The following is a 19,881-nucleotide window of genomic DNA, read 5'->3' as shown; positions in this document are numbered from 1 at the left end:
GAGCGAGCCCCGGATTCTGCCAAAGCCTGCGCCGGGTGACGACTAGCCGTTCGGACAGGTATGCGACCAGGTGTTTACCCGATCAGGACGCCAGGCTTTTGCGGAACCTGGCCAGTGCCACGGCAAAAAACAGCAAGCCAATCGCGGCCAGCGCCAGCAAATCCGGCCACACCACGCTGACGCCCGCATCCCGGAACAGAATCGCCGCGCTCAGGCTCACAAAATGCGTCGACGGCGAGCCCTGCATCACCCACTGCAACCATTCGGGCATGCTGTCCAGCGGCGTACTGCCGCCGGAGAGCAGCAGCATGGGGATGATCACCGGGATCGCCAGCAAGCCGAATTGCGGCGTCGAGCGGGCGAGGGTGGCGAGGAAGATCCCCAAGGCGGTGCTGGCAAACAGATACAGCGCGGTCACCAGCAAAAACAGGCTCAGCGACCCGGCCAGCGGCACGCCAAGCAAACCTTTGACCACCACCTCCAGCGACACCCAGGTGCACAGCACCACCACCAGCATGTTGCTCCAGATTTTTGCCAGCATGATTTCCAGCGCGGTCAGCGGTAGCACCAGCAGGTGATCGAGAGTGCCGTGTTCGCGCTCACGCAACAGTGCGGTGCCGGTGAGTACGATGGCGAGGATGGTGATGTTGTTGACGATCTGGATCACCGCCAGGAACCAGCCGCCTTCCAGGTTGGTATTGAATAACGCGCGGGTGGTCAGCCGTGCCGGGGACTGCCTGGCGGCGTCGGCCTGGCCGCTGTAGTCAAGCCACTCGCGCTGGAAGATGCGCCCGATGTAGCCGGCGCCCATGAAGGCCTGGCTCATGGCCGTGGCATCCACGTTCACCTGCACGCCCGGCTCGCGGCCTGCCAGTAGGTCGGCCTGGAAGTTGGCCGGCACATTGACCACAAAGGTGTACTGGCCACTGTCCATCACCTTGTCCAATTGGTCATAGGCCAGGGGCACCGGTGGGTGGAATTCCGGCGGTTGCAGGGCCTCGGCCATCTGTCGTGAGAGCGCGCTGTGATCCTCATCGACAAACGCCACGCTGGCGTTGTGCACGCCAATCACTGAGCCGGCGGCGGGCATGTAGATGGCGACGGTGAAGGCGTAGAACAGAAACAGCAGCAGCACGCTGTCGTGGCGCAGGCTGGTGAGTTCCTTGATCCCCAGGCGCAGGATGTGCGTGAACTTATGCATCACACCTCCTGCTTCTTGAGCATGACCAGACTCAGCCCGGTGAACCCGACGAAAAACCCGAACAGCGCCAGGCACTGCGGCCACAGTTGGCGCAGGTCCAGGGCCTTGGTAAAGGTACCCACCGCGATATCCAGGAAGTGCCCGGCCGGAAACAGCGTGCCCATCAGCGCGGCCGCGCCCTCCAGCGAGGAGCGCGGCACGATCAGCCCGGAAAACTGGATGGTCGGCAGGCTGGTGATGATCATGGTGCCGAGGATGGCCGCGATCTGCGTGCGGGTGAACGCGGAAATCAGCAGGCCCATGCTGGTGGTGGCCAACACATAGAGCAGGCCGCCAAACGCAAGCGTCAGGCCGCTGCCCTTGAATGGCACACCCAATAGCCACCGGTTCATCGCCACCAGCAGCGCCAGGTTGACCAGGCTCACGGCCAGGTACGGCGCTTGTTTGCCCAGCAGGAATTCCAGGCGCGTCAGCGGCGTGGCGTAAAAGTTGGTGATCGAGCCCAGTTCTTTCTCGCGCACGATGCCCAAGGCGGTGAGCATCGCCGGGATAAACGCCAGGATCAGCGCCATCACGCCGGGGCCGATGGCGTTCACACTGACCACGTCCTGGTTATAGCGAAAGCGGGTCTGCAGCTTGGCGCCGGTTTGGGTGCTGCGCGGCAGGCTGCTCAGTTCGGCCAGTTGCTGCAGGTTGCTCTGATGCACGGCTTCTACATAGTTGCGGCTGGTTTCTGCGCGAAACGGCATGCCACCGTCGAGCCAGGCGGCGACCGTGGGTTGGCGCCCGGCATAAAGGTCGCGGCCAAACCCCGGCGGGATCTCCAGGGCCAGTTTGATTTCCGAGCGCTGCAGGCGCCGGTGTAATTCTTTGGCGTCTTGGATGGGCGCTTGCTCGGCGAAGTAGCGCGAGCTGCGAAAGGCCTCCAGGTAGGCGCGGCTCTGCGGAGTCTGGTCTTGGTCGTAGACGGCGAAGGCGAGGTTTTCCACGTCCAGGGAAATGCCGTAGCCGAAGATCACCATCATGAACATCGCCCCGAGCAGGGCGAAGGCCATGCGCACTTTGTCGCGCAGCAACTCTTTGCCTTCGCGGCTGGCCACAGCCAGTAGTCGAGACAGGCGCAAGCCGTGTTTGCTGATGGGCGGTGGGCCTGTTTCGCTGACGGTGTCGGCTGGCGCCGTGGGTTTGGGGCCGGGTTCGCCTTGAGCCTGTTCCAGGCACGTCACGAACGCGGCTTCCAAGGTGTCGCCATGGAACTGCCGCTGCAAGGCATCAGGGGTATCGCAGGCCAGTACCTTGCCCGCATGCATCAACGAGATGCGGTCGCAGCGCTGGGCTTCGTTCATGAAATGGGTGGACAGGAAAATGGTCACCCCTTGCTCGCGCGACAATTGGACCAGCAGCCGCCAGAAATCATCCCGCGCCGCTGGGTCGACACCCGATGTGGGCTCATCAAGGATCAGCACTTCCGGGCGATGCAGCACGGCGACCGCCAGGGACAGGCGTTGGCGCAAGCCCAGGGGCAATTCGCTGGAGGGTTGCTCGGCCACCGCGCCAAGGTCAAAACGCTGGATCAATTCATCAATGCGCGGGCCGCTGTCGGCCTTGGGCAGGTCGAACAGTTGCGCGTGCAATATCAGGTTCTGGCGCACGCTGAGTTCGCCATACAGCGAGAAACTCTGTGACATGAAGCCCACGCGTTTACGGGTGGCCAGGTCCTTGGCGTTCACTGGGTTGCCCAGCAGCGTCGCACGGCCTTCGGTGGCGGGCATCAGCCCGGTGAGGACTTTCATGGTGGTGGTCTTGCCGCAGCCGTTGGAACCGAGGAAACCGAAAATCTCACCCCGGCCAATGGCAAAGCTGACCTTGTTCACCGCCGTAAAATCACCGAAACGCAGCGTCAAGTCATGCGCTTGGATAGCGATATCGCTGCTGGCGCCTACGCGCGGCGGTATCACCAATGGCTGGTTGCCATGCGCGCTGTCGCCCTGAAAGTGGGTGAAGGCTTCGTCCAGTTTGCCGCTGGGCGTCACTGCCGCCAGTTCGTGGCTGAGGCCGTCGGCGATCAGTTTGCCGCGGTCGAGCATCAGGCAATGTTCGAACTGCTCGGCTTCCTCCATGTAGGCCGTGGCCACCAGCAGTGTCAGTTGCGGGCGCCCACTGCGTACGGTGTCGACCAACTCCCAGAAGCGACGACGCGACAGCGGGTCGACGCCGGTGGTGGGTTCGTCGAGGATCAGCAAGTCCGGGTCGTGGATCAGCGCGCAGCACAGGCCGAGTTTTTGCTTCATGCCGCCCGAGAGTTTGCCCGCCGGGCGCTCGGCAAAGCGCGCCAGGTCGGTGGCCAGCAGCAGGTTGTGCATGCGCTGGTTGCAGTCGGCTGTAGACAAGCCGAACAGGGTGGCGAAGAAGCGGATGTTCTCGCTGATCGACAATTCGGGATACAGGTTGCCGCCCAGGCCCTGAGGCATAAAAGCAATGCGCGGGTAAAGGTTGTTGCGGTGTCGTCGGTCGTCAATGGCGCCGCCGAGCACCTCCAGTTGCCCTGTCTGAAGCTTTTTGACCCCGGCGATCAGCCCCAGCAGGGTTGATTTGCCCGCCCCGTCCGGGCCGATCAGCCCGCAGCGTGTGCCGGCGGGCAGGCTGAACGCGATGTCGAGCAGCGCCTGTTGTTGGCCGTAACGGTGCTGGATGCCCGTGGCGTGCAGCGCCAGGCCGGTCATTGCAGGTTGGCCGGCCAATCGATGTCGGCGGTGCGCACGTAGCCGGCACCCGGCATGCCGGGCTTGGCCTGGGGTACGGCGCTGGGTTGGGTCAGGCGCAGTTTGACGCGAAATACCAGTTTTTGGCGTTCATCGCGGGTTTCCACTTCCTTGGGGGTGAATTGCGATTTGGCGGCGACAAAACTGATTTTCGCCGGCAGCGGCTGGTCGGGCAGGGCATCGAGCAGAATCCGCGCGTCACTGCCGACGGTCAGGCGGCCCGTGACGGAGGCGGGCAGGTAAAGGTTCATGTACTGATCATTTGGGTCGATGAGCAGCAACACGCGTCCACCCGCGCCGAGCACTTCGCCGGGTTCGGCCAGGCGCAGCTGGATAACGCCGTCGATGGGCGCGCGCAGGCTGCTGTCGTCGATTTCACTGGTGAGCTGGGCGACCTGGGCCTGGGCGGCACCGATGGCGGCCTTGACCGAATTGACCTGGGCTTGGGCAGCAATCACGGCGGCGTTGCCGGTGTTTTGGCGCGCTTGCTGCTGGTCGATCAATTGGCTGCTGGCGAAGCCGCGCTTGTACAGCTCTTGGGTGCGCTTGAGTTCCTGGCTGGCCAGCAGTTGTTCGCTTTGGCGCAGTTGCACATTGGCTTGGGCGGCGGAGAAGTTTTCCTTGGCGCGCAGCACTTCGGCTTCGGCCTGGGCGCGTTGGGCCTCCAGGGTGCGGGTGTCCATGCGCGCAAGCAGTTGGCCCTTGAGTACCTTGTCGCCTTCATCCACCCGCACGTCGGCCAGACGCCCGGGGATCTTGGCGGCGATCTGCACTTCGGTCGACTCCAGACGGCCATTGCCCATGCTCAGGCCAGGGGGCAGGCGGTCCTGGATGGAACGCCAATAACCAAAGCCGCCGGCGCCCAGCAACAGGGCGATCAAGGCGATGGCGAAAACGCGGGAGGTGTGATGGTTCGTCGACATGGCGGCTTCCTGCGGCATTAGCGTCCTAGTTTGAGCGGTTTGCCCCGAGCAGGGCTTGATGCCGGTCAGCTAAAGCAGGTTGATCACGGCGGCCCATTGCTCGGGCGTCACGGCCATCACCGACAGCCGGCTGCCTTTTTGCACCAGGGGCAACTCGGCGAGGGCGGTTTGCTGTTTCAGGTAACCCAGGCCCAGCACTCGGGGAAACGTCTGGACATGCGCGACGGTGATCGCGCTCCAGGGGTTTTTCTGCGCGGTGGCCTTGGCGTCGAAATAATGGCTGTCCGGCTCCAGCGCGGTTGGGTCCGGGTAGGCTGCCTTGACGATTTTGCCGATGCCGGCAATACCCGGCTCAGGGCAGCTGGAATGGTAGAAGAAGAACTCGTCACCCACGGCCATGGCCCGTAGAAAGTTGCGCGCCTGGTAATTGCGCACCCCATCCCAGCGGGCTTCGCCGAGGGTTTCCAAGCCGTTGATAGAGAGTTCCTCGGGCTCGGATTTCATCAGCCAGTAGGCCATTTTTGGGCTCCTGAAAAAGGCAGTGGGCAAGTTGTCTGGCAATTTGATGACAAACCGACAGTCGGTTGGCGTCAAGGTTTGCGTGTTGGTTCACGTTATCGCAGAATGCCGGGATTTTAAGCTTGACGCAGCTGCAACGGACTACTTTGGAACGTTGTTGTCATCGTGTACGAGGTGCCTGAAGGGGGGCAATCGATGCAACGTAAACCGGATTTACTATGGATTTTGGTGATTTTGTTTGGTCTGGGCGTCGTGACCACCGGGTATGCGCAAAGCTTGTGGTCGAACAAGACCGATGCACCGGTGGAGCTGACTCAACAGCAGTCGCAACCGTTCAAGCGTTAACCCTTACTCAAGACGCCGCTGCTTCCAGCGGCGTTTGTGCCACATACCACCGCTTATCGGTGACGGTGCCCGCCAGCGGCACATCCCAACTGGCCTGTGCCAATCGATTGACCTTCTGACATTCATGGGCCAGGCCCAATAGCGTCGGCTTGCGCCAGCGTTGACGGCGCGCCAGGTAGGCCAGGCTGCGGTCATAGAAACCGCCGCCCATGCCCAGGCGCCCACCGCTTTCATCGAACCCCACCAATGGCAGCAATACCAAGTCGAGCGCCCATACCTGGCGTTGGCATTTGGCATTGCCCCGTGGTTCCAGAATGCGAAAGCGATTGGGCAGCAGCTTTTCCCCAGGCCGCACGCGCTGGAACACCATCTTGGTTCGCGGCCAGGCGCTCAGTACCGGCAGATAGGTAGCCTTGCCTCGGCGCTGGGCGGCACGCAGCAACAGGCGCGGATCGATTTCACCGTCCGTCGGCAGATACAGGGAAATATGCTTGGCCCGGCGAAACAGCGGGTGCTGTGCCAGTTGCCGATACAGGCCATGGGCGGCCTTGCGCTGCTCGCTCGGCGTGAGGGCGCGGCGGGCCTTGCGCAACATGCGTCGAAGGTGCGGACGTGAAAGCGGCGCAGGTTCGGTCATGGGGTTTGGGCTCATAAAACAATGCCAGTCCGGAGACTGGCATTGAGTTTGGGAATTCAGGCTCCCCGACAGAGCCGCTGTCGACTTAGCCCTTGAACCCGAAAGTTCAAGGTGGAAGATGCAGTAGGCTTTAAGGCTTTCCGTCTAGCGGACATGCACACCAGCCCAACGTGCAACTTCCAGGGTAGTGCGAATCGGCTCAGGGACATCGCCGACTGGCAAACACGCCAGGGAGTGGGGCGAGTATACCTTAAACACCGGCAGCAATCAGCCCTTGGGTGCGTCCGAATCGCTGGACAGCACCAGATCCACGCGTTCAAGCAGGTCACGCACTTGCTCGCGGGTCGAACCGTTGGCCTGTACATCCGGGCGTTCCTGCTTATGCAGCAGGTCGTGGGTAATGTTCAGCGCGGCCATCACGGCAATACGGTCGGCGCCGATCACTTTGCCGCTGCTGCGGATCTCACGCATCTTGCCATCCAGGTAGCGGGCGGCGCTCACCAGGTTGTTACGCTCTTCCTGGGGGCAGATGATCGAATATTCTTTGTCGAGAATCTGCACGGTGACGCTATTGCTTGAACTCATGAGTCTTGCTCCAGGGCCTTCAGGCGCGAAATCATCGATTCGACCTTACGCCGGGCGATTTCGTTTTTTTCAATGAGGTGAGCGCGTTCCTCGCGCCAGGTCTTTTCCTGAGCTAATAGGAGTCCGTTTTGACTCTTAAGTTGCTCGACCCGAGTAATTAGCAATTCGAGTCTGGCCATCAGCGCTTGCAGGTCGGTGTCTTCCATTGGGTTCCACTGGATTTTGTCTGATGAATGGCAACTGCAGGATAAACGATCTGACGCCCTCGATAGTCTTGGTACGTCTGCCGGTGCTAGGATACAGCGCTCCATTCTAGACATTGCGCCGTCTGGCGCCTAGCTCACCATGCCCATTCAGAACTCCCCGTACGATGCTTTTTCCAAACTGCTGAGCACCAGCGGCCATCCATGCTCGCCTGCCGAACTGCACGGCGTGTTGTTGGGCCGCAGTTGCACCGGTGTCGGCTTCGATGCCGACAACTGGCTGGCCGATGTGGCCGAGCTGCTGGAAACCGAACCGACCGACAACGTGCGTAACGCGCTGATCGGCCTGCAAGAGATGGTCAAGGGCGAGCTGACCGGTGATGACGTCACCGTGGTCTTGCTGCTGCCGACCGACGACGCGCCGCTCACCGAACGCGCCGCCGCACTGGGCCAATGGTGCCAGGGCTTCCTCCATGGTTTCGGCGTGAACGCCGGCGGCCTGGAGCTGAGCACCGACGCCAAGGAAGTGCTGCAGGACCTGGCCGCTATCTCCCAAGTGCAAGATGCCCTGGAAGAGTCCGAAGACGGTGAAGGTGACTACATGGAAGTCATGGAATACCTGCGCGTCGCACCCTTGCTGCTGTTCACCGAGACCAAGAAGTCCGCTGAGCCTGCCGCACCCAAGCCTTCGCTGCACTGAGAAAGGAAGCCCATCTGCCCATGATCCATATCCCCAAAGCGGAATACACCCGGCGCCGCAAGGCGCTCATGGCGCAGATGGAACCCAACAGCATCGCGATCCTGCCGGCCGCCGCCGTGGCGATCCGCAACCGCGATGTCGAGCATGTGTACCGCCAGGACAGCGACTTCCAGTACCTGAGCGGCTTCCCCGAACCGGAAGCGGTGATCGTGCTGATGCCCGGGCGCCAGCATGGCGAGTACGTGCTTTTCTGCCGTGAACGCAACGCCGAACGCGAACTGTGGGATGGCCTGCGCGCCGGTACCGAAGGCGCTATCCGCGATTTTGGCGCTGACGATGCCTTCCCCATCACCGATATCGACGACATCCTGCCCGGCCTGATCGAAGGCCGCGACCGGGTGTACTCGGCCATGGGTAGCAACGCCGAATTCGATCGCCACCTCATGGAGTGGATCAACGTGATCCGCTCCAAGGCCCACCTGGGGGCGCAACCGCCGAACGAATTCGTTGCCCTGGATCATCTGCTGCACGACATGCGCCTGTATAAATCGGCGGCGGAAGTGAAAGTGATGCGCGAGGCCGCGCGGATTTCCTGTGCGGCCCACGTCAAGGCGATGCAGGCCAGCCGAGCCGGTTTGCATGAGTTCAGCCTGGAAGCCGAGCTGGATTACGAATTCCGCAAGGGCGGCGCGAAAATGCCCGCCTATGGCTCCATCGTCGCCGCCGGGCGCAACAGCTGCATCCTGCACTACCAACAGAATGACGCACCGCTCAAGGACGGCGACCTGGTGCTGATCGACGCCGGTTGCGAGATCGACTGCTACGCCAGCGACATCACCCGCACCTGGCCGGTCAATGGCAAGTTTTCACCTGAACAGAAAGCGATCTACGAGATTGTGCTGGCCTCGCAAGAGGCCGCCTTCATGCAGATCGCACCGAACAAACACTGGAACCAGGCCCATGAGGCGACGGTGCAGGTCATCACCGCCGGGTTGGTGAAGCTGGGGTTGCTGCAGGGGGACGTCGACCAACTGATCGCCGACGAAGCCTACAAACCCTTCTACATGCACCGCGCCGGCCACTGGCTGGGCATGGATGTACACGATGTGGGCGAATACAAAGTGGGCGGCGAATGGCGCGTGTTGGAAGCCGGTATGGCACTCACCGTGGAGCCGGGCATCTATATTTCTGCGGACAACCAGAACGTGGCAAAGAAATGGCGGGGCATTGGCGTGCGCATCGAGGATGACGTGGTAGTGACCAAGCAAGGCTGTGAAATCCTGACCGGCGGCGTGCCCAAGACCGTCGCCGAGATCGAAGCCCTGATGGCGGCTGCACGATGAGCCGGGTCAACCTGGCGATCATCGGCGGCGGCCTGGTGGGCGCCAGCCTGGCGCTGGCGTTGCAGGCCGGGGCCAAGGCCCGGGGCTGGAAGATTGTGCTGATCGAACCGTTCGCACCGGGTGACAGCTACCAACCCAGCTACGACGCACGCTCGTCGGCGTTGTCGTTTGGCGCCCGCCAGATTTATCAGCGCCTGGGTGTGTGGCAGGCTATCTCCCCGCGCGCCGAGCCGATCAAACAAATTCACGTATCGGACAAAGGCCGCTTCTCCACCGCGCGCTTGTCCGCCATGGAGGAGGGCGTGCCGGCGCTGGGCTATGTGGTAGAAAACGCCTGGCTCGGCCAGTGCCTGTGGCAAGGCCTGGACAAAGACGTGGTGAGTTGGCGCTGCCCGGCGGAAGTCGCGCGCATGGAGCCGCTGCCCGATGGCTATCGCCTGACCCTCAACGATGAAACCGTACTCGAATGCGACCTTGCGGTACTCGCCGATGGCGGCCGCTCCGGCTTGCGCGAGCAATTGGGCATCGGCGTGAAAACCCGGCCGTACAACCAAAGCGCGCTGATCGCCAACATCACCCCAAGCGAGTCCCACAACGGCGAAGCCTTCGAGCGCTTTACCGATGAAGGCCCGATGGCCTTGCTGCCGCTGCCGGACAACCGCTGCGCGCTGGTCTGGACCCGCATCGGCATGGACGCCCAGCGCCTGGCGGCCCTCGACGAGCGCAGTTTCCTGAATGAATTGCAGGGCGTGTTCGGTTACCGCCTGGGCACGTTGAAACAAGTCGGCGCGCGACATCTGTATCCGCTGACCTTGGTAGAAGCCGAAGAGCAAGTACGCTCGCACCTGGCGATCCTCGGCAATGCCGCCCACAGCCTGCACCCGATTGCCGGGCAGGGGTTCAACCTGTCCCTGCGCGATGCGAACGCTTTGGCCGAAGCCCTGCTGGCCGGGCCGGCGGTGCCGGGCGACCTGGCCACATTGCAGGCTTATCGCGAGCGCCAACGCCTGGACCAGAAGTTGACCGTGGGTTTCTCCGACCAAGTCACGCGCCTGTTCGGCAGCGCGCAACCGTTGGTGGCATTGGGTCGCAATATGGGCCTGCTGGGCCTGGACCTGTTGCCGCCGGCCAAGCGCTGGTTCGCCCGTCAGGCCATGGGCCTGGGTACGCGTCCCGATGCTTAAGTGGCTGATCGAACGGCTGGGCAAGGCGCGGCTGTTGCGCTGGGTCATGACCCTGTACCCGCCGTACCTGGGGGCCGGGGTCAGCGTGCAGCACATGAGCGCTGATTTTCGTCACGTCAAAGTGCGCATGGGCCTGGGCTGGTACAACCGTAATTACGTCGGCACGCAGTTCGGCGGCAGCCTGTACTCGATGGTCGACCCGTTCTACATGCTGATGCTGATGGAGAACCTGGGCCGCGACTACATCGTGTGGGACAAGGCCGCGAGCATCGACTTTATTTCGCCGGGCAAAGGCCCGGTGTACGCCGAATTTTTTATCGACGATGCGTTGTTGGATGAAGTGCGTCGGCAGACCGAAGGCGGCGAGAGGTATTTGCCGCACCTCAAGGTCCAGATTCATGACGGCGCCGGCACGCTGGTGGCGCGTGTCGACAAAACCCTTTACGTGCGGCGCAAGCCGCCAGCGAGACAGGCTTAAAGCATGGACATGCGCGCAGATGTGCTGATTGTCGGGGCCGGAATGGTCGGAAGCGCCCTGGCGCTGGCGTTGCAGGGCAGCGGCCTGCAGGTGCTGCTGCTCGACGGCAGCCCGCTGAGTGTCAAACCGTTCGACCGGGATGCGGCCTTCGAACCCCGTGTGAGCGCCTTGTCGGCGGCCAGCCAGCGCATCCTCGAACGCCTTGGCGTATGGGAAGGCATCGTCTCGCGTCGCGCCAGCCCTTATGGCGAGATGCAAGTGTGGGACGGCAGCGGCACCGGGCAGATCCACTTCTCGGCGGCCAGCGTACACGCCGAAGTACTCGGGCATATCGTCGAAAACCGCGTGGTACAGGACGCCTTGCTTGACCGCCTGCACGACTGCGACCTGGGTTTGCTGGCCAATGCGCGGCTGGAGCAAATGCGTCGCTCCGGCGATGACTGGCTGCTGACCCTGGCCGATGGCCGTACCTTGCGCGCGCCGCTGGTGGTCGCCGCCGACGGCGCCAACTCCGCTGTGCGCCGCCTCACCGGTACGGCGACCCGTGAATGGGACTACCTGCATAACGCCATCGTCACCAGCGTGCGCAGCAGCCAGCCGCACCAGCGCACCGCCTGGCAACGCTTTACCGATACCGGCCCGCTGGCGTTTTTGCCGCTGGAACGGGACGGGCAAGAGGATTGGTGTTCGATCGTCTGGTCGACCACGCCGGCTGAATCCGAACGCCTGATGGCGTTGGATGACCCAAGCTTCTGTCGTGAACTGGAGCGCGCATTTGAAGGGCGCCTGGGTACGGTCGTCAATGCCGACCCACGGGTTTGCGTGCCGTTGCGTCAACGTCACGCCAAACGCTACGTGGCCGAGGGGCTGGCATTGATCGGCGATGCGGCTCATGTGATCCACCCGTTGGCTGGGCAGGGCGTGAACCTGGGTTTCCTTGATGCGGCGGTGCTGGCCGAAGTGTTGTTGTCGGCGACCGAACGCGCTGAGCGTCTGGCGGATGTGAAAGTGCTGAGCCGTTACGAACGCAGGCGTATGCCCCACAACCTGGCGCTGATGGCGGCGATGGAAGGTTTCGAGCGGTTGTTCCAGGCCGATCAACTGCCGTTGCGCTGGCTGCGCAATGCCGGCTTGAAGATGGTCGACCAGATGCCCGAAGCCAAGGCGGTGTTTGTGCGCCAAGCCTTGGGCTTGACCGGCGATCTGCCGGAACTCGCCAAGCCCTGAGGGGTTTGTGCAACATCTGGTAACGCCTCCGTTGAGCGTTACCAAATGTGAGTCCTTATCATTTGCTCTCTTTTTGCAAATGAGAGACCGCATCCATGTTGGCACCCAAGCGCCTCCTGACTGTCCTGGCACTCACCCTCATCGGCAGCACCAGCGCCGTGCAGGCAGCCGACGAGGTGGTGGTCTACTCCTCGCGCATCGACGAGTTGATCAAGCCGGTGTTCGACGCCTACACCCAGAAGACCGGTGTGCAGGTGAAGTTCATCACCGACAAGGAAGCCCCGTTGATGCAACGCATCAAGGCCGAGGGCGAAAACGCTACCGCCGACCTGCTGCTGACCGTGGATGCCGGCAACCTCTGGCAAGCCGAGCAGATGGGCATCCTGCAACCGTTCACCTCCCCGGTGATCGACAAAAACATCCCCCTGCAATACCGCTCATCCGCTCACGCCTGGACGGGTTTGAGCCTGCGCGCGCGGACCATCGCCTATTCCACCGCCCGGGTAAAGCCGGAAGACCTGACGACCTACGAAGCCCTGGCCGACAAGCAATGGGAAGGTCGCCTGTGCCTGCGCACTGCCAAGAAGGTCTACAACCAATCGCTGACCGCCACCCTGATCGAAACCCACGGCGCGGCCAAGACCGAAGCAATCGTCAAGGGTTGGGTGAATAACCTGTCCACTGACGTGTTCTCCGATGACATCGCCGTGCTGGAAGCCATCAACGCCGGGCAATGCGACGTGGGCATCGTCAATACCTACTACTACGGTCGTTTGCACAAGCAGAAGCCGGACCTGGCGGTGAAGCTGTTCTGGCCGAACCAGGGCGACCGTGGCGTGCATGTGAACCTGTCGGGCATCGGCCTGACCAAGCACGCGCCACACCCGCAAGCGGCCAAGGCGCTGGTGGAATGGATGACCACGCCTGAAGCACAACAGATTTTTGCCGACGTGAACCAGGAGTTCCCGGCCAACCCGGCAGTGCCGCCTTCGGCCGAAGTGGCCACGTGGGGCAAGTTCGTCGCGGACACCTTGCCGGTGGAAGTGGCGGGTAAGCGCCAGGCCGAGGCGATTCGGTTGATGGATCGGGCGGGCTGGAACTGAATACAATCTGCAGGACGCCGCAGTTCTGAATGTGGGAGGGGCCTGCTCCCGATGGTGGTGGATCAGTCACTGATGAGTAGACTGACACTCCGCCATCGGGAGCAAGCCCCCTCCCACATTGGAGTGTGGTGTTTTTCGAGTTTATTTACTGAGAGCTGACCCTTGGCCCACCCCGCCCAACGCCGCTGGTACCTGCCGGTGTTCACCGTCGCCGCCCTGGTGCTGCTGCCGCTGAGCGTGCTGTTGCTGTCCTGGCAAAGCATCGACCTACAGATCTGGTCCCACCTCTGGGAAACCCAGATGCCACGCCTGTTGGGCAATACCCTGACGTTGGTGGTGGGCGTCGGCATAGGGGTAACGCTGCTGGGTGTCAGCCTGGCCTGGCTGACCAGCCTTTGCGAATTCCCCGGGCGGCGGTGGCTTGACTGGGCGTTGATGCTGCCGTTCGCCATCCCGGCGTATGTGCTGGCCTTCGTATTCGTAGGCCTGCTGGACTTTTCCGGCCCGGTGCAAACCCTGCTACGCGAGTGGTTCGGCACGGGCTTGCGCCTGCCACGCGTGCGGTCCACCAGTGGCGTGATCATTGTGCTGGTGTTGGTTTTTTACCCTTACGTTTACCTGCTGGCGCGTAGTGCATTCCTGGCCCAGGGCAAAGGCTTGATGGAAGCCGCGCGCGTGCTGGGGCAATCGCCGTGGCAAGCGTTCTGGCGTGTGGCCCTGCCCATGGCGCGGCCGGCGATTGGCGCCGGGGTCGCCCTGGCGTTGATGGAAACCCTGGCAGATTTCGGCGCAGTCTCGGTGTTCAACTTCGACACCTTCACCACCGCCATCTACAAGACCTGGTACGGCTTTTTCAGCCTGTCCAGCGCGGCGCAACTGGCTAGCCTGTTGCTACTGGTGGTGATGCTGGTGCTGTACGGCGAACGCCGTGCCCGTGGGGCCAGTCGGCCCGGCAATGAGCGGCCACGGGGCAAGGCGTTGTACCACCTGACGGGGTTCAAGGCGGCGGCGGCCAGCATGTGGTGTGGCCTGGTGTTCGCGTGTGCCTTTGTGATTCCCGTGCTGCAACTGATCGCCTGGTTCTGGCAGCGCGGCCGCTTCGATCTGGATGAGCGTTATTCGGGCCTGATCATCCATACCCTTTACCTGGGCGGCATCGCGGCGCTGATCACGGTGAGCGTGGCGCTGATGCTGGCGTTTGCCAATCGACTGGCGCCGACCCGGGCGATCCGTTCCGGTACCGGCCTGGCCAACGTCGGCTACGCCTTGCCGGGCTCGGTGCTGGCGGTGTCGATCATGCTGGCGTTCAGCTATTTGGACCGCGAAGTGGTGGTGCCGCTGTCGGGTTGGCTGGGCGGCGCGGGCAAGCCGTTGCTGCTGGGCAGCCTGTCGGCGCTGGTGCTGGCGTATCTGGTGCGTTTCCTGGCGGTGGCCTACGGGCCGCTGGAAAACAGCCTGGCACGTATCCGTCCATCGTTGCCCGAGGCGGCACGCAGTCTGGGCGTGAGTGGCCCGCGACTGTTTTGCAAAGTGTATCTGCCGCTCTTGCTCCCCGGCACCTTGAGCGCCGCGCTGCTGGTGTTTGTCGATGTGCTCAAGGAAATGCCCGCCACCCTGCTGATGCGCCCGTTTGGCTGGGACACCCTGGCGGTGCGCATCTTTGAAATGACCAGCGAAGGCGAGTGGGCGCGGGCTTCTTTGCCGGCGCTGACATTGGTGTTGGTGGGCCTGTTACCGGTCATCGGGCTCATTCGACGCTCTGCCCGCTCCATCAGTTAGGTGCCAGTCCTACGGCTTGCGGCTACAATGCGCGGCATTCGGTGCGCTCCGTCTTTCGGATCGCGTTGTTGTTTGTGGCTGCAGCCCCTGTAATTCAAGGGGTTCAGCCGGTACAGCGACGCTGCGCACCCTCGCCACGCCCGGAAGGAGAAACCCATGGGACAGCGTACGCCTCTGTATGACCTGCATCTCGCCCTTGGCGCGAAAATGGTCGATTTTGGCGGTTGGGATATGCCTCTGCACTACGGCTCGCAAGTTGAAGAACACCACCAGGTTCGACGCGACTGCGGGGTGTTCGACGTATCTCATATGACCGTGATCGATGTCACAGGCTCCCAGGCCAAGGAATGGCTCCAGCACCTGCTGGCCAATGACGTTGACCGTTTGCATGGCTGCGGCCGTGCGTTATACAGCGCCATGCTCAACGAGAGGGGCGGCGTGGTGGACGACATGATCGTGTATCGCACCGAGGCCGCTTACCGACTGGTGGTCAACGCCGCCACCCGCGACCAGGACATGGCCTGGATGCAGGCCCGACTGGGTAGCTACAACGTGCAGATGCATGAGCGGCCCGAGCTGGCCATGCTGGCCATTCAAGGCCCCCATGCCCGGCAGAAGATTGCCGAGCTGGTCACCCAGTCACGCAGCAGCCTGATTCACCAGCTCAAGCCCTTTGAAGGCCAGGCCGATGGCGATTGGTTTATCGCTCGCACGGGGTATACCGGCGAAGACGGCTTGGAGATTGTCCTGCCTGCCGATCAGGCCCCCGGTTTTTTCAACGATCTGGTGGGCGCCGGTATTTCACCTATCGGCCTGGGCGCACGGGACACGCTGCGCCTGGAGGCTGGCATGAACCTGTACGGCCAGGACATCCACCAGGATGTTTCGCCCCTGGCGGCCAACATGGCCTGGAGCATCGCCTGGGAACCTGCTGGGCGTAATTTCATCGGCCGCGCTGCGTTGGAAGCAGAGCTGGCGGTGGGTGTGCAGTTCAAATTGGTCGGGCTGGTGCTGGAAGAACGCGGGGTTTTACGCGCTCATCAGGTGGTTCGTATCGCCAATGTTGGCGAAGGGGAGATCACCAGTGGTAGTTTCTCTCCTACGCTGAGCAAATCCATTGCCCTGGCGCGTGTACCGACGGCGACTGCCGATCGGGCCGAAGTGGAAATCCGCGGCAAGTGGTACCCGGTTCGGGTAGTCAAACCGACCTTTGTGCGCCATGGCAAAACCTTGATCTAACTATTTCCGGCAGGCCGAAGGCCGCTGACATTTTTCTTGAGGACACAGACTATGAGCAATATCCCGGCCGACCTGCGTTTCGCCGAGAGTCATGAATGGGCCCGTCTGGAAGCTGACGGCACCGTGACCGTGGGTATCTCCGACCATGCCCAGGAAGCGTTGGGTGATGTGGTGTTTGTTGAGCTGACCGAAGTCGGCAACGTGTTTGCCGCTGAAGATCAAGCGGGTGTGGTTGAGTCGGTGAAGGCCGCTTCGGATATCTACTCGCCAATTGCTGGCGAAGTGATTGCGGTTAACGACGCGTTGAGTGGTGAGCCTGAACTGTTGAACACCGACCCTTACGGCACCTGGATCTTCAAACTCAAGCCAAGCAACCCGGCTGACCTGGAAAAACTGCTGGATGCTGCCGGCTACAAAGCGGCCATCGGCGAATAAACGCAAGACCCGTGTGGAAGGGGGCTTGCTCCCGATGACGGAGTGTCAGTTCACTGATCAGTAACTGACCACCGCCCATCGGGAGCAAGCCCCTTCTACATTCAACCGAGGTCAGCCGTGATTGTTCAGTTTGCGCTCAGGACTGCTTTTACCGCCGCCACCGACCGTTCCACATCTGCCTCCGTCATTGCGGTAAACATCGGCAACGACACAATCAAACGCCCCACTTTCTCCGCCACCGGGAACATCCCTTCCTTGAACCCCTGTGCCCGATACAGGCTCAGCAGGTGGATCGGCGGGTAGTGATAGCCAATGCCGACACCGTGGGCCTGCATCTGCTCCATAAACGTAGCGCGAGCGGGCAGGCCATCCTGACGCTCCGGCAGCACCAGCTGGAACAGATGCCAGTTGCTGTTTTCGAAATCCGCCGGCGGCAGTTGCGCGCCGTATTTCTCTTCAAAGTCGCTGCCGAAACACTTGAAGTAATGCCGCGCCAGGTTCTGTCGGTGCGCGGTGATCTTCTCGATATGCGCGAATTGCCCCAACCCAATGGCGGCGGCGATATCGGTCATATTGAACTTGCCACCCAGCACATCCACATCCAGGCCATCGAAGCCGCTGCGGGTCACGCCTTGCAGACGGTACTTTTCTGCCAGGCGCGCCTCCTCGGCATTATTCAATACCAGGCACCCGCCCTCGGAGGAGGTGATGTTCTTGTTGGCCTGGAAGCTGAATGACACGAAATCCCCGGTGGCGCCGATGCGCTCGCCATCCCAGCTGGAGCCCAGGGCTTGGGCTGCGTCTTCGACGATACGCAGGTTGTACTTGTTGGCCAGTGCGTAAAGCATCGGCATATCCAGGGGCAGGCCGGCCAGGTACACCGGGATAATCGCCTTGGTGCGCGGGGTGATCGCGGCTTCCACCTGGGCCAGGTCAATATTGCGGGTCACCGGGTCGATATCGGCAAACACCGGTGTGGCGCCCACCTCCAGAATCACATTGGCCGTGGCCACCCAAGAGATCGGCGTGGTAATGACTTCATCCCCAGGCCCGATACCGGCGATACGCAGGGCAATCTCCATGGTGCAGGTGCCCGAGTTGAACGTACGCACCGGTCGACCGCCAAAATACTCCGACAACTGCGCCTCGAACGCCTGCACTTTTGGCCCGCTGGTAATCCAGCCGGAGCGCAATACATCGCCAACCGCCGAGATGGTGGCTTCATCGATGGTAGGTTTGGAGAATGGCAGAAAGGGCTGTTGGCTCATAACGACGAAGGCGTCCGTTCAGATTGGCGATGAGTGAGGGGCTTATCAGTGCAGGCATGGTTGCACGGCATGACTGAATATAGCCTGTCGCCTGTGAATGAATCGTCACTTCGCGGGCAAAAAAATGCCGCTTCACAGCGGCATTTTTCAGCGTATGGCTATCACTCGGTGACAGCGTTCTTCGCGAGGATGGCGTTGGCCAACTCCATATCCGTGGCTTGCAGGCCAGGGTTGTCGGCGCGCACTTTTTGCATGGCGGCTTCCAGGTACGGGCCGCGGATGCCGCCGTCGCTGGCAACAAAGCTGCCTGCGTCGTCTTGTGCGGCAACCACCAGCTTGTGGTCCTTGAAGGTCAAGTACGTCGAGCCGGTGGTGGCGCCCGACGAGATGACATTCCGCCAGAAACTGTCGGCCATGGCTGAACCGACAGGAAGGGAAAGCACAGCGAGGGTTGCGACAGCATATTTGAGACGCATGATGGGTGACTCCGGTGGGGTTATCTGTGGGTTTTGATTGTAGATAGCCCGGTCGAGTTCCATCACTGACTAAACAGTTTCAACCTTTAAGATCACTCCGTCCTGGCCAACTACGCGCACTTGAGTACCTACCGGGGTGTCGGGGCCGGTCACCATCCACACGCCATCACCGACTTTCACCTTGCCGCGCCCGTCCACAATTGCCTGGTGCACCATGAAGGTGCGACCCACCAGTTCCGAGCCGCGTTCATTCAGCCCAGGCTGGTCACTGGCCTTGGCGCTGCTGCGTTGGCGTTTCCACCAATACACGGCCGTCAATATCGACAATACGGCGAACAACAGCAGTTGCCATTCCAGGCCGAGGGGCGGCACCAGGAACTTGATCACCCCCACGGCCGCCGCCGCGATACCCATCCACAACAGGTAACCACCGGCGCCGAATACCTCAAGAATCAACAGCACCGTGCCCAGTGCCAACCAATCCCAAAATGACAGGTGCTGCAGGAAATCCCACATGGTGCTGGCCTCAGCCTTTCTTGTTATCGAACGTTGCCTTGACGATCTCGCCGATACCGCCGACCGCACCGATCACTTGGCTGGCTTCCAGCGGCATCAGGATGACCTTGCTGTTATTGGCCGAAGCCAGCTTGCCCAGGGCGTCGATGTATTTTTGCGCAACGAAGTAGTTGACCGCCTGCACGTTGCCCGATGCGATGGCTTCAGATACTACCTGGGTTGCGCGTGCTTCCGCCTCGGCCTGACGCTCGCGGGCTTCGGATTCAAGAAACGCCGCCTGGCGGCTACCCTCAGCCTCAAGGATCTGCGCCTGTTTCTTGCCTTCGGCGGTAAGGATCGCAGATGCTCGCAGGCCCTCGGCCTCGAGGATTTGCGCCCGCTTGATGCGCTCCGCTTTCATCTGGCCGGACATGGCAGCCATCAGGTCGGCAGGCGGGCTGATGTCCTTGATCTCGATACGGGTGATCTTGATACCCCACGGCGCGGTGGCTTCATCCACGGTTCTCAGCAGTTTTTCGTTGATACCGTCACGCTGGCTGAGCATGGCATCCAGCTCCATGGAGCCGAGTACCGTGCGGATATTGGTCTGCAACAGGTTGCGGATGGCGTGTTCGAGGTTGTTGACCTCGTAGGCGGCCTGGGCCGTATTGACCACCTGAAAGAAGCACACGGCGTCGATCTGCACGGTAGCGTTGTCGGCGGTGATCACTTCCTGGGGCGGGATGTCCAGCACGCTTTCCATCACGTTGATCTTGCGACCGATACGGTCCATGACCGGGATGATGATGTTCAGGCCAGGTTTGAGCGTGTTGGTATAGCGGCCAAAACGCTCGACCGTCCATTGATAGCCCTGGGGCACTACCTTGAAGCCCATGAACAGGATGGCGATGGCCAAGCCCACGAAAAGAAGCAGTACGGTTCCGATCTGCATAGCGATTCCCTATCTGATGGTGTCAGT

The 19,881-nt window shown here is 61.8% G+C and carries 21 protein-coding genes and 1 other RNA gene; 10 read left to right on the top strand and 12 right to left on the bottom strand.

The annotated features are described in order from the left end of the window. Positions 1-82: 82 nt before the first annotated feature. The 4 genes from AB4O25_RS17375 to AB4O25_RS17360 form a co-directional block, all read right to left on the bottom strand. Complete coding sequence (locus AB4O25_RS17375; protein WP_017530870.1) at positions 83-1,201, bottom strand: ABC transporter permease; 1,119 nt, start codon at positions 1,199-1,201, stop codon at positions 83-85. Further along, positions 1,201-3,924: a ribosome-associated ATPase/putative transporter RbbA gene (rbbA, locus tag AB4O25_RS17370; protein WP_065879282.1), complete on the bottom strand. Its 2,724-nt coding sequence runs from the start codon at positions 3,922-3,924 to the stop codon at positions 1,201-1,203. Before rbbA ends, AB4O25_RS17375 begins: the two co-directional genes overlap by 1 nt. Beyond that, entirely contained in the window at positions 3,921-4,886 is a 966-nt protein-coding gene (locus tag AB4O25_RS17365) for an HlyD family secretion protein (RefSeq protein WP_026067501.1), read from the bottom strand. The genes rbbA and AB4O25_RS17365 overlap by 4 nt, the downstream gene beginning before the upstream one ends. Before the next feature lie 69 nt (positions 4,887-4,955). After that, the gene (locus AB4O25_RS17360; protein ID WP_017530873.1) at positions 4,956-5,405 is read right to left on the bottom strand and encodes an EVE domain-containing protein; all 450 of its coding nucleotides are present in this window, start codon (positions 5,403-5,405) and stop codon (positions 4,956-4,958) included. Between the two features lie 195 nt (positions 5,406-5,600). Between AB4O25_RS17360 and AB4O25_RS17355 the strand changes: the two genes are divergently transcribed. Next, positions 5,601-5,750, top strand: a complete 150-nt coding sequence (locus AB4O25_RS17355) for a hypothetical protein (protein ID WP_017253679.1) — start codon at positions 5,601-5,603, stop codon at positions 5,748-5,750. 7 nt (positions 5,751-5,757) lie between these two features. Here the strand turns inward: AB4O25_RS17355 and AB4O25_RS17350 are convergent, their stop codons facing one another. The 4 genes from AB4O25_RS17350 to AB4O25_RS17335 all read right to left on the bottom strand — a co-directional run bounded on the left by AB4O25_RS17350 (position 5,758) and on the right by AB4O25_RS17335 (position 7,178). Continuing rightward, positions 5,758-6,387 carry a 5-formyltetrahydrofolate cyclo-ligase gene (locus AB4O25_RS17350; RefSeq protein WP_017530874.1) on the bottom strand — a complete coding sequence of 210 codons (630 nt, stop codon included), beginning with the start codon at positions 6,385-6,387 and terminating at the stop codon, positions 5,758-5,760. Positions 6,388-6,445: 58 nt separating this feature from the next. Then, positions 6,446-6,624, bottom strand: a non-coding RNA gene (ssrS, locus tag AB4O25_RS17345) — 6S RNA. Positions 6,625-6,654: 30 nt separating this feature from the next. Continuing rightward, positions 6,655-6,972, bottom strand: coding sequence for a cell division protein ZapA (locus AB4O25_RS17340; RefSeq protein WP_017530875.1), 318 nt, complete (start codon positions 6,970-6,972; stop codon positions 6,655-6,657). Further along, positions 6,969-7,178: a TIGR02449 family protein gene (locus AB4O25_RS17335; RefSeq protein WP_007982902.1), complete on the bottom strand. Its 210-nt coding sequence runs from the start codon at positions 7,176-7,178 to the stop codon at positions 6,969-6,971. The genes AB4O25_RS17340 and AB4O25_RS17335 overlap by 4 nt, the downstream gene beginning before the upstream one ends. A gap of 139 nt (positions 7,179-7,317) precedes the next feature. Here AB4O25_RS17335 and AB4O25_RS17330 point away from each other — a divergent pair, with 139 nt between their 5' ends. The 9 genes from AB4O25_RS17330 to gcvH all read left to right on the top strand — a co-directional run bounded on the left by AB4O25_RS17330 (position 7,318) and on the right by gcvH (position 16,663). Continuing rightward, positions 7,318-7,875 carry a YecA/YgfB family protein gene (locus AB4O25_RS17330; RefSeq protein WP_015886444.1) on the top strand — a complete coding sequence of 186 codons (558 nt, stop codon included), beginning with the start codon at positions 7,318-7,320 and terminating at the stop codon, positions 7,873-7,875. 20 nt (positions 7,876-7,895) lie between these two features. Beyond that, on the top strand, positions 7,896-9,218 hold the full coding sequence (pepP, locus tag AB4O25_RS17325; RefSeq protein WP_017530877.1) for a Xaa-Pro aminopeptidase: 1,323 nt from the start codon (positions 7,896-7,898) through the stop codon (positions 9,216-9,218). Continuing rightward, complete coding sequence (gene ubiH, locus AB4O25_RS17320; protein WP_017530878.1) at positions 9,215-10,402, top strand: 2-octaprenyl-6-methoxyphenyl hydroxylase; 1,188 nt, start codon at positions 9,215-9,217, stop codon at positions 10,400-10,402. Before pepP ends, ubiH begins: the two co-directional genes overlap by 4 nt. Continuing rightward, positions 10,395-10,880 carry a DUF4442 domain-containing protein gene (locus tag AB4O25_RS17315; protein ID WP_017530879.1) on the top strand — a complete coding sequence of 162 codons (486 nt, stop codon included), beginning with the start codon at positions 10,395-10,397 and terminating at the stop codon, positions 10,878-10,880. Before ubiH ends, AB4O25_RS17315 begins: the two co-directional genes overlap by 8 nt. 9 nt (positions 10,881-10,889) lie before the next feature. Continuing rightward, complete coding sequence (locus AB4O25_RS17310) at positions 10,890-12,107, top strand: 2-octaprenyl-3-methyl-6-methoxy-1,4-benzoquinol hydroxylase (RefSeq protein ID WP_175404223.1); 1,218 nt, start codon at positions 10,890-10,892, stop codon at positions 12,105-12,107. Positions 12,108-12,202: 95 nt separating this feature from the next. After that, on the top strand, positions 12,203-13,210 hold the full coding sequence (locus tag AB4O25_RS17305; RefSeq protein WP_116078121.1) for an extracellular solute-binding protein: 1,008 nt from the start codon (positions 12,203-12,205) through the stop codon (positions 13,208-13,210). A gap of 162 nt (positions 13,211-13,372) precedes the next feature. Beyond that, positions 13,373-14,989: an ABC transporter permease gene (locus AB4O25_RS17300; protein WP_017530882.1), complete on the top strand. Its 1,617-nt coding sequence runs from the start codon at positions 13,373-13,375 to the stop codon at positions 14,987-14,989. Positions 14,990-15,145: 156 nt separating this feature from the next. Continuing rightward, entirely contained in the window at positions 15,146-16,228 is a 1,083-nt protein-coding gene (gene gcvT / locus AB4O25_RS17295; RefSeq protein WP_017530883.1) for a glycine cleavage system aminomethyltransferase GcvT, read from the top strand. Positions 16,229-16,279: 51 nt separating this feature from the next. Then, entirely contained in the window at positions 16,280-16,663 is a 384-nt protein-coding gene (gene gcvH / locus AB4O25_RS17290) for a glycine cleavage system protein GcvH (protein WP_116078122.1), read from the top strand. Positions 16,664-16,788: 125 nt separating this feature from the next. Here the strand turns inward: gcvH and AB4O25_RS17285 are convergent, their stop codons facing one another. The 4 genes from AB4O25_RS17285 to AB4O25_RS17270 all read right to left on the bottom strand — a co-directional run bounded on the left by AB4O25_RS17285 (position 16,789) and on the right by AB4O25_RS17270 (position 19,854). Further along, the gene (locus tag AB4O25_RS17285; protein WP_068933704.1) at positions 16,789-17,931 is read right to left on the bottom strand and encodes a DegT/DnrJ/EryC1/StrS family aminotransferase; all 1,143 of its coding nucleotides are present in this window, start codon (positions 17,929-17,931) and stop codon (positions 16,789-16,791) included. A 161-nt stretch (positions 17,932-18,092) separates the two neighbouring features. Beyond that, entirely contained in the window at positions 18,093-18,407 is a 315-nt protein-coding gene (locus AB4O25_RS17280; RefSeq protein WP_003176799.1) for a DUF2388 domain-containing protein, read from the bottom strand. A 69-nt stretch (positions 18,408-18,476) separates the two neighbouring features. Further along, on the bottom strand, positions 18,477-18,923 hold the full coding sequence (locus tag AB4O25_RS17275) for an NfeD family protein (RefSeq protein WP_017530886.1): 447 nt from the start codon (positions 18,921-18,923) through the stop codon (positions 18,477-18,479). 10 nt (positions 18,924-18,933) lie between these two features. Beyond that, positions 18,934-19,854, bottom strand: a complete 921-nt coding sequence (locus AB4O25_RS17270) for an SPFH domain-containing protein (protein WP_003176797.1) — start codon at positions 19,852-19,854, stop codon at positions 18,934-18,936. Between the last annotated feature and the right edge of the window lie 27 nt (positions 19,855-19,881).

The organism is Pseudomonas sp. S3_A03 (genome assembly GCF_054668275.1).
The sequence above is the reverse complement of the archived record's forward strand: the minus strand, read 5'-3'. Positions and strand labels throughout refer to the sequence as shown.

What these genes read in the sequence shown, in the direction of transcription:
- AB4O25_RS17270 (WP_003176797.1), bottom strand. Translation starts at nt 19,854, where the DNA reads ATGCAGATCGGAACCGTACTGCTTCTTTTCGTGGGCTTGGCCATCGCC.
- ubiH (WP_017530878.1), top strand. Translation starts at nt 9,215, where the DNA reads ATGAGCCGGGTCAACCTGGCGATCATCGGCGGCGGCCTGGTGGGCGCC.
- AB4O25_RS17375 (WP_017530870.1), bottom strand. Translation starts at nt 1,201, where the DNA reads ATGCATAAGTTCACGCACATCCTGCGCCTGGGGATCAAGGAACTCACC.
- AB4O25_RS17305 (WP_116078121.1), top strand. Translation starts at nt 12,203, where the DNA reads ATGTTGGCACCCAAGCGCCTCCTGACTGTCCTGGCACTCACCCTCATC.
- rbbA (WP_065879282.1), bottom strand. Translation starts at nt 3,924, where the DNA reads ATGACCGGCCTGGCGCTGCACGCCACGGGCATCCAGCACCGTTACGGC.
- AB4O25_RS17350 (WP_017530874.1), bottom strand. Translation starts at nt 6,387, where the DNA reads ATGACCGAACCTGCGCCGCTTTCACGTCCGCACCTTCGACGCATGTTG.
- AB4O25_RS17315 (WP_017530879.1), top strand. Translation starts at nt 10,395, where the DNA reads ATGCTTAAGTGGCTGATCGAACGGCTGGGCAAGGCGCGGCTGTTGCGC.
- AB4O25_RS17355 (WP_017253679.1), top strand. Translation starts at nt 5,601, where the DNA reads ATGCAACGTAAACCGGATTTACTATGGATTTTGGTGATTTTGTTTGGT.
- AB4O25_RS17280 (WP_003176799.1), bottom strand. Translation starts at nt 18,407, where the DNA reads ATGCGTCTCAAATATGCTGTCGCAACCCTCGCTGTGCTTTCCCTTCCT.
- AB4O25_RS17285 (WP_068933704.1), bottom strand. Translation starts at nt 17,931, where the DNA reads ATGAGCCAACAGCCCTTTCTGCCATTCTCCAAACCTACCATCGATGAA.
- gcvT (WP_017530883.1), top strand. Translation starts at nt 15,146, where the DNA reads ATGGGACAGCGTACGCCTCTGTATGACCTGCATCTCGCCCTTGGCGCG.
- AB4O25_RS17275 (WP_017530886.1), bottom strand. Translation starts at nt 18,923, where the DNA reads ATGTGGGATTTCCTGCAGCACCTGTCATTTTGGGATTGGTTGGCACTG.
- AB4O25_RS17340 (WP_017530875.1), bottom strand. Translation starts at nt 6,972, where the DNA reads ATGAGTTCAAGCAATAGCGTCACCGTGCAGATTCTCGACAAAGAATAT.
- pepP (WP_017530877.1), top strand. Translation starts at nt 7,896, where the DNA reads ATGATCCATATCCCCAAAGCGGAATACACCCGGCGCCGCAAGGCGCTC.
- AB4O25_RS17365 (WP_026067501.1), bottom strand. Translation starts at nt 4,886, where the DNA reads ATGTCGACGAACCATCACACCTCCCGCGTTTTCGCCATCGCCTTGATC.
- gcvH (WP_116078122.1), top strand. Translation starts at nt 16,280, where the DNA reads ATGAGCAATATCCCGGCCGACCTGCGTTTCGCCGAGAGTCATGAATGG.
- AB4O25_RS17360 (WP_017530873.1), bottom strand. Translation starts at nt 5,405, where the DNA reads ATGGCCTACTGGCTGATGAAATCCGAGCCCGAGGAACTCTCTATCAAC.
- AB4O25_RS17310 (WP_175404223.1), top strand. Translation starts at nt 10,890, where the DNA reads ATGCGCGCAGATGTGCTGATTGTCGGGGCCGGAATGGTCGGAAGCGCC.
- AB4O25_RS17330 (WP_015886444.1), top strand. Translation starts at nt 7,318, where the DNA reads ATGCCCATTCAGAACTCCCCGTACGATGCTTTTTCCAAACTGCTGAGC.
- AB4O25_RS17335 (WP_007982902.1), bottom strand. Translation starts at nt 7,178, where the DNA reads ATGGAAGACACCGACCTGCAAGCGCTGATGGCCAGACTCGAATTGCTA.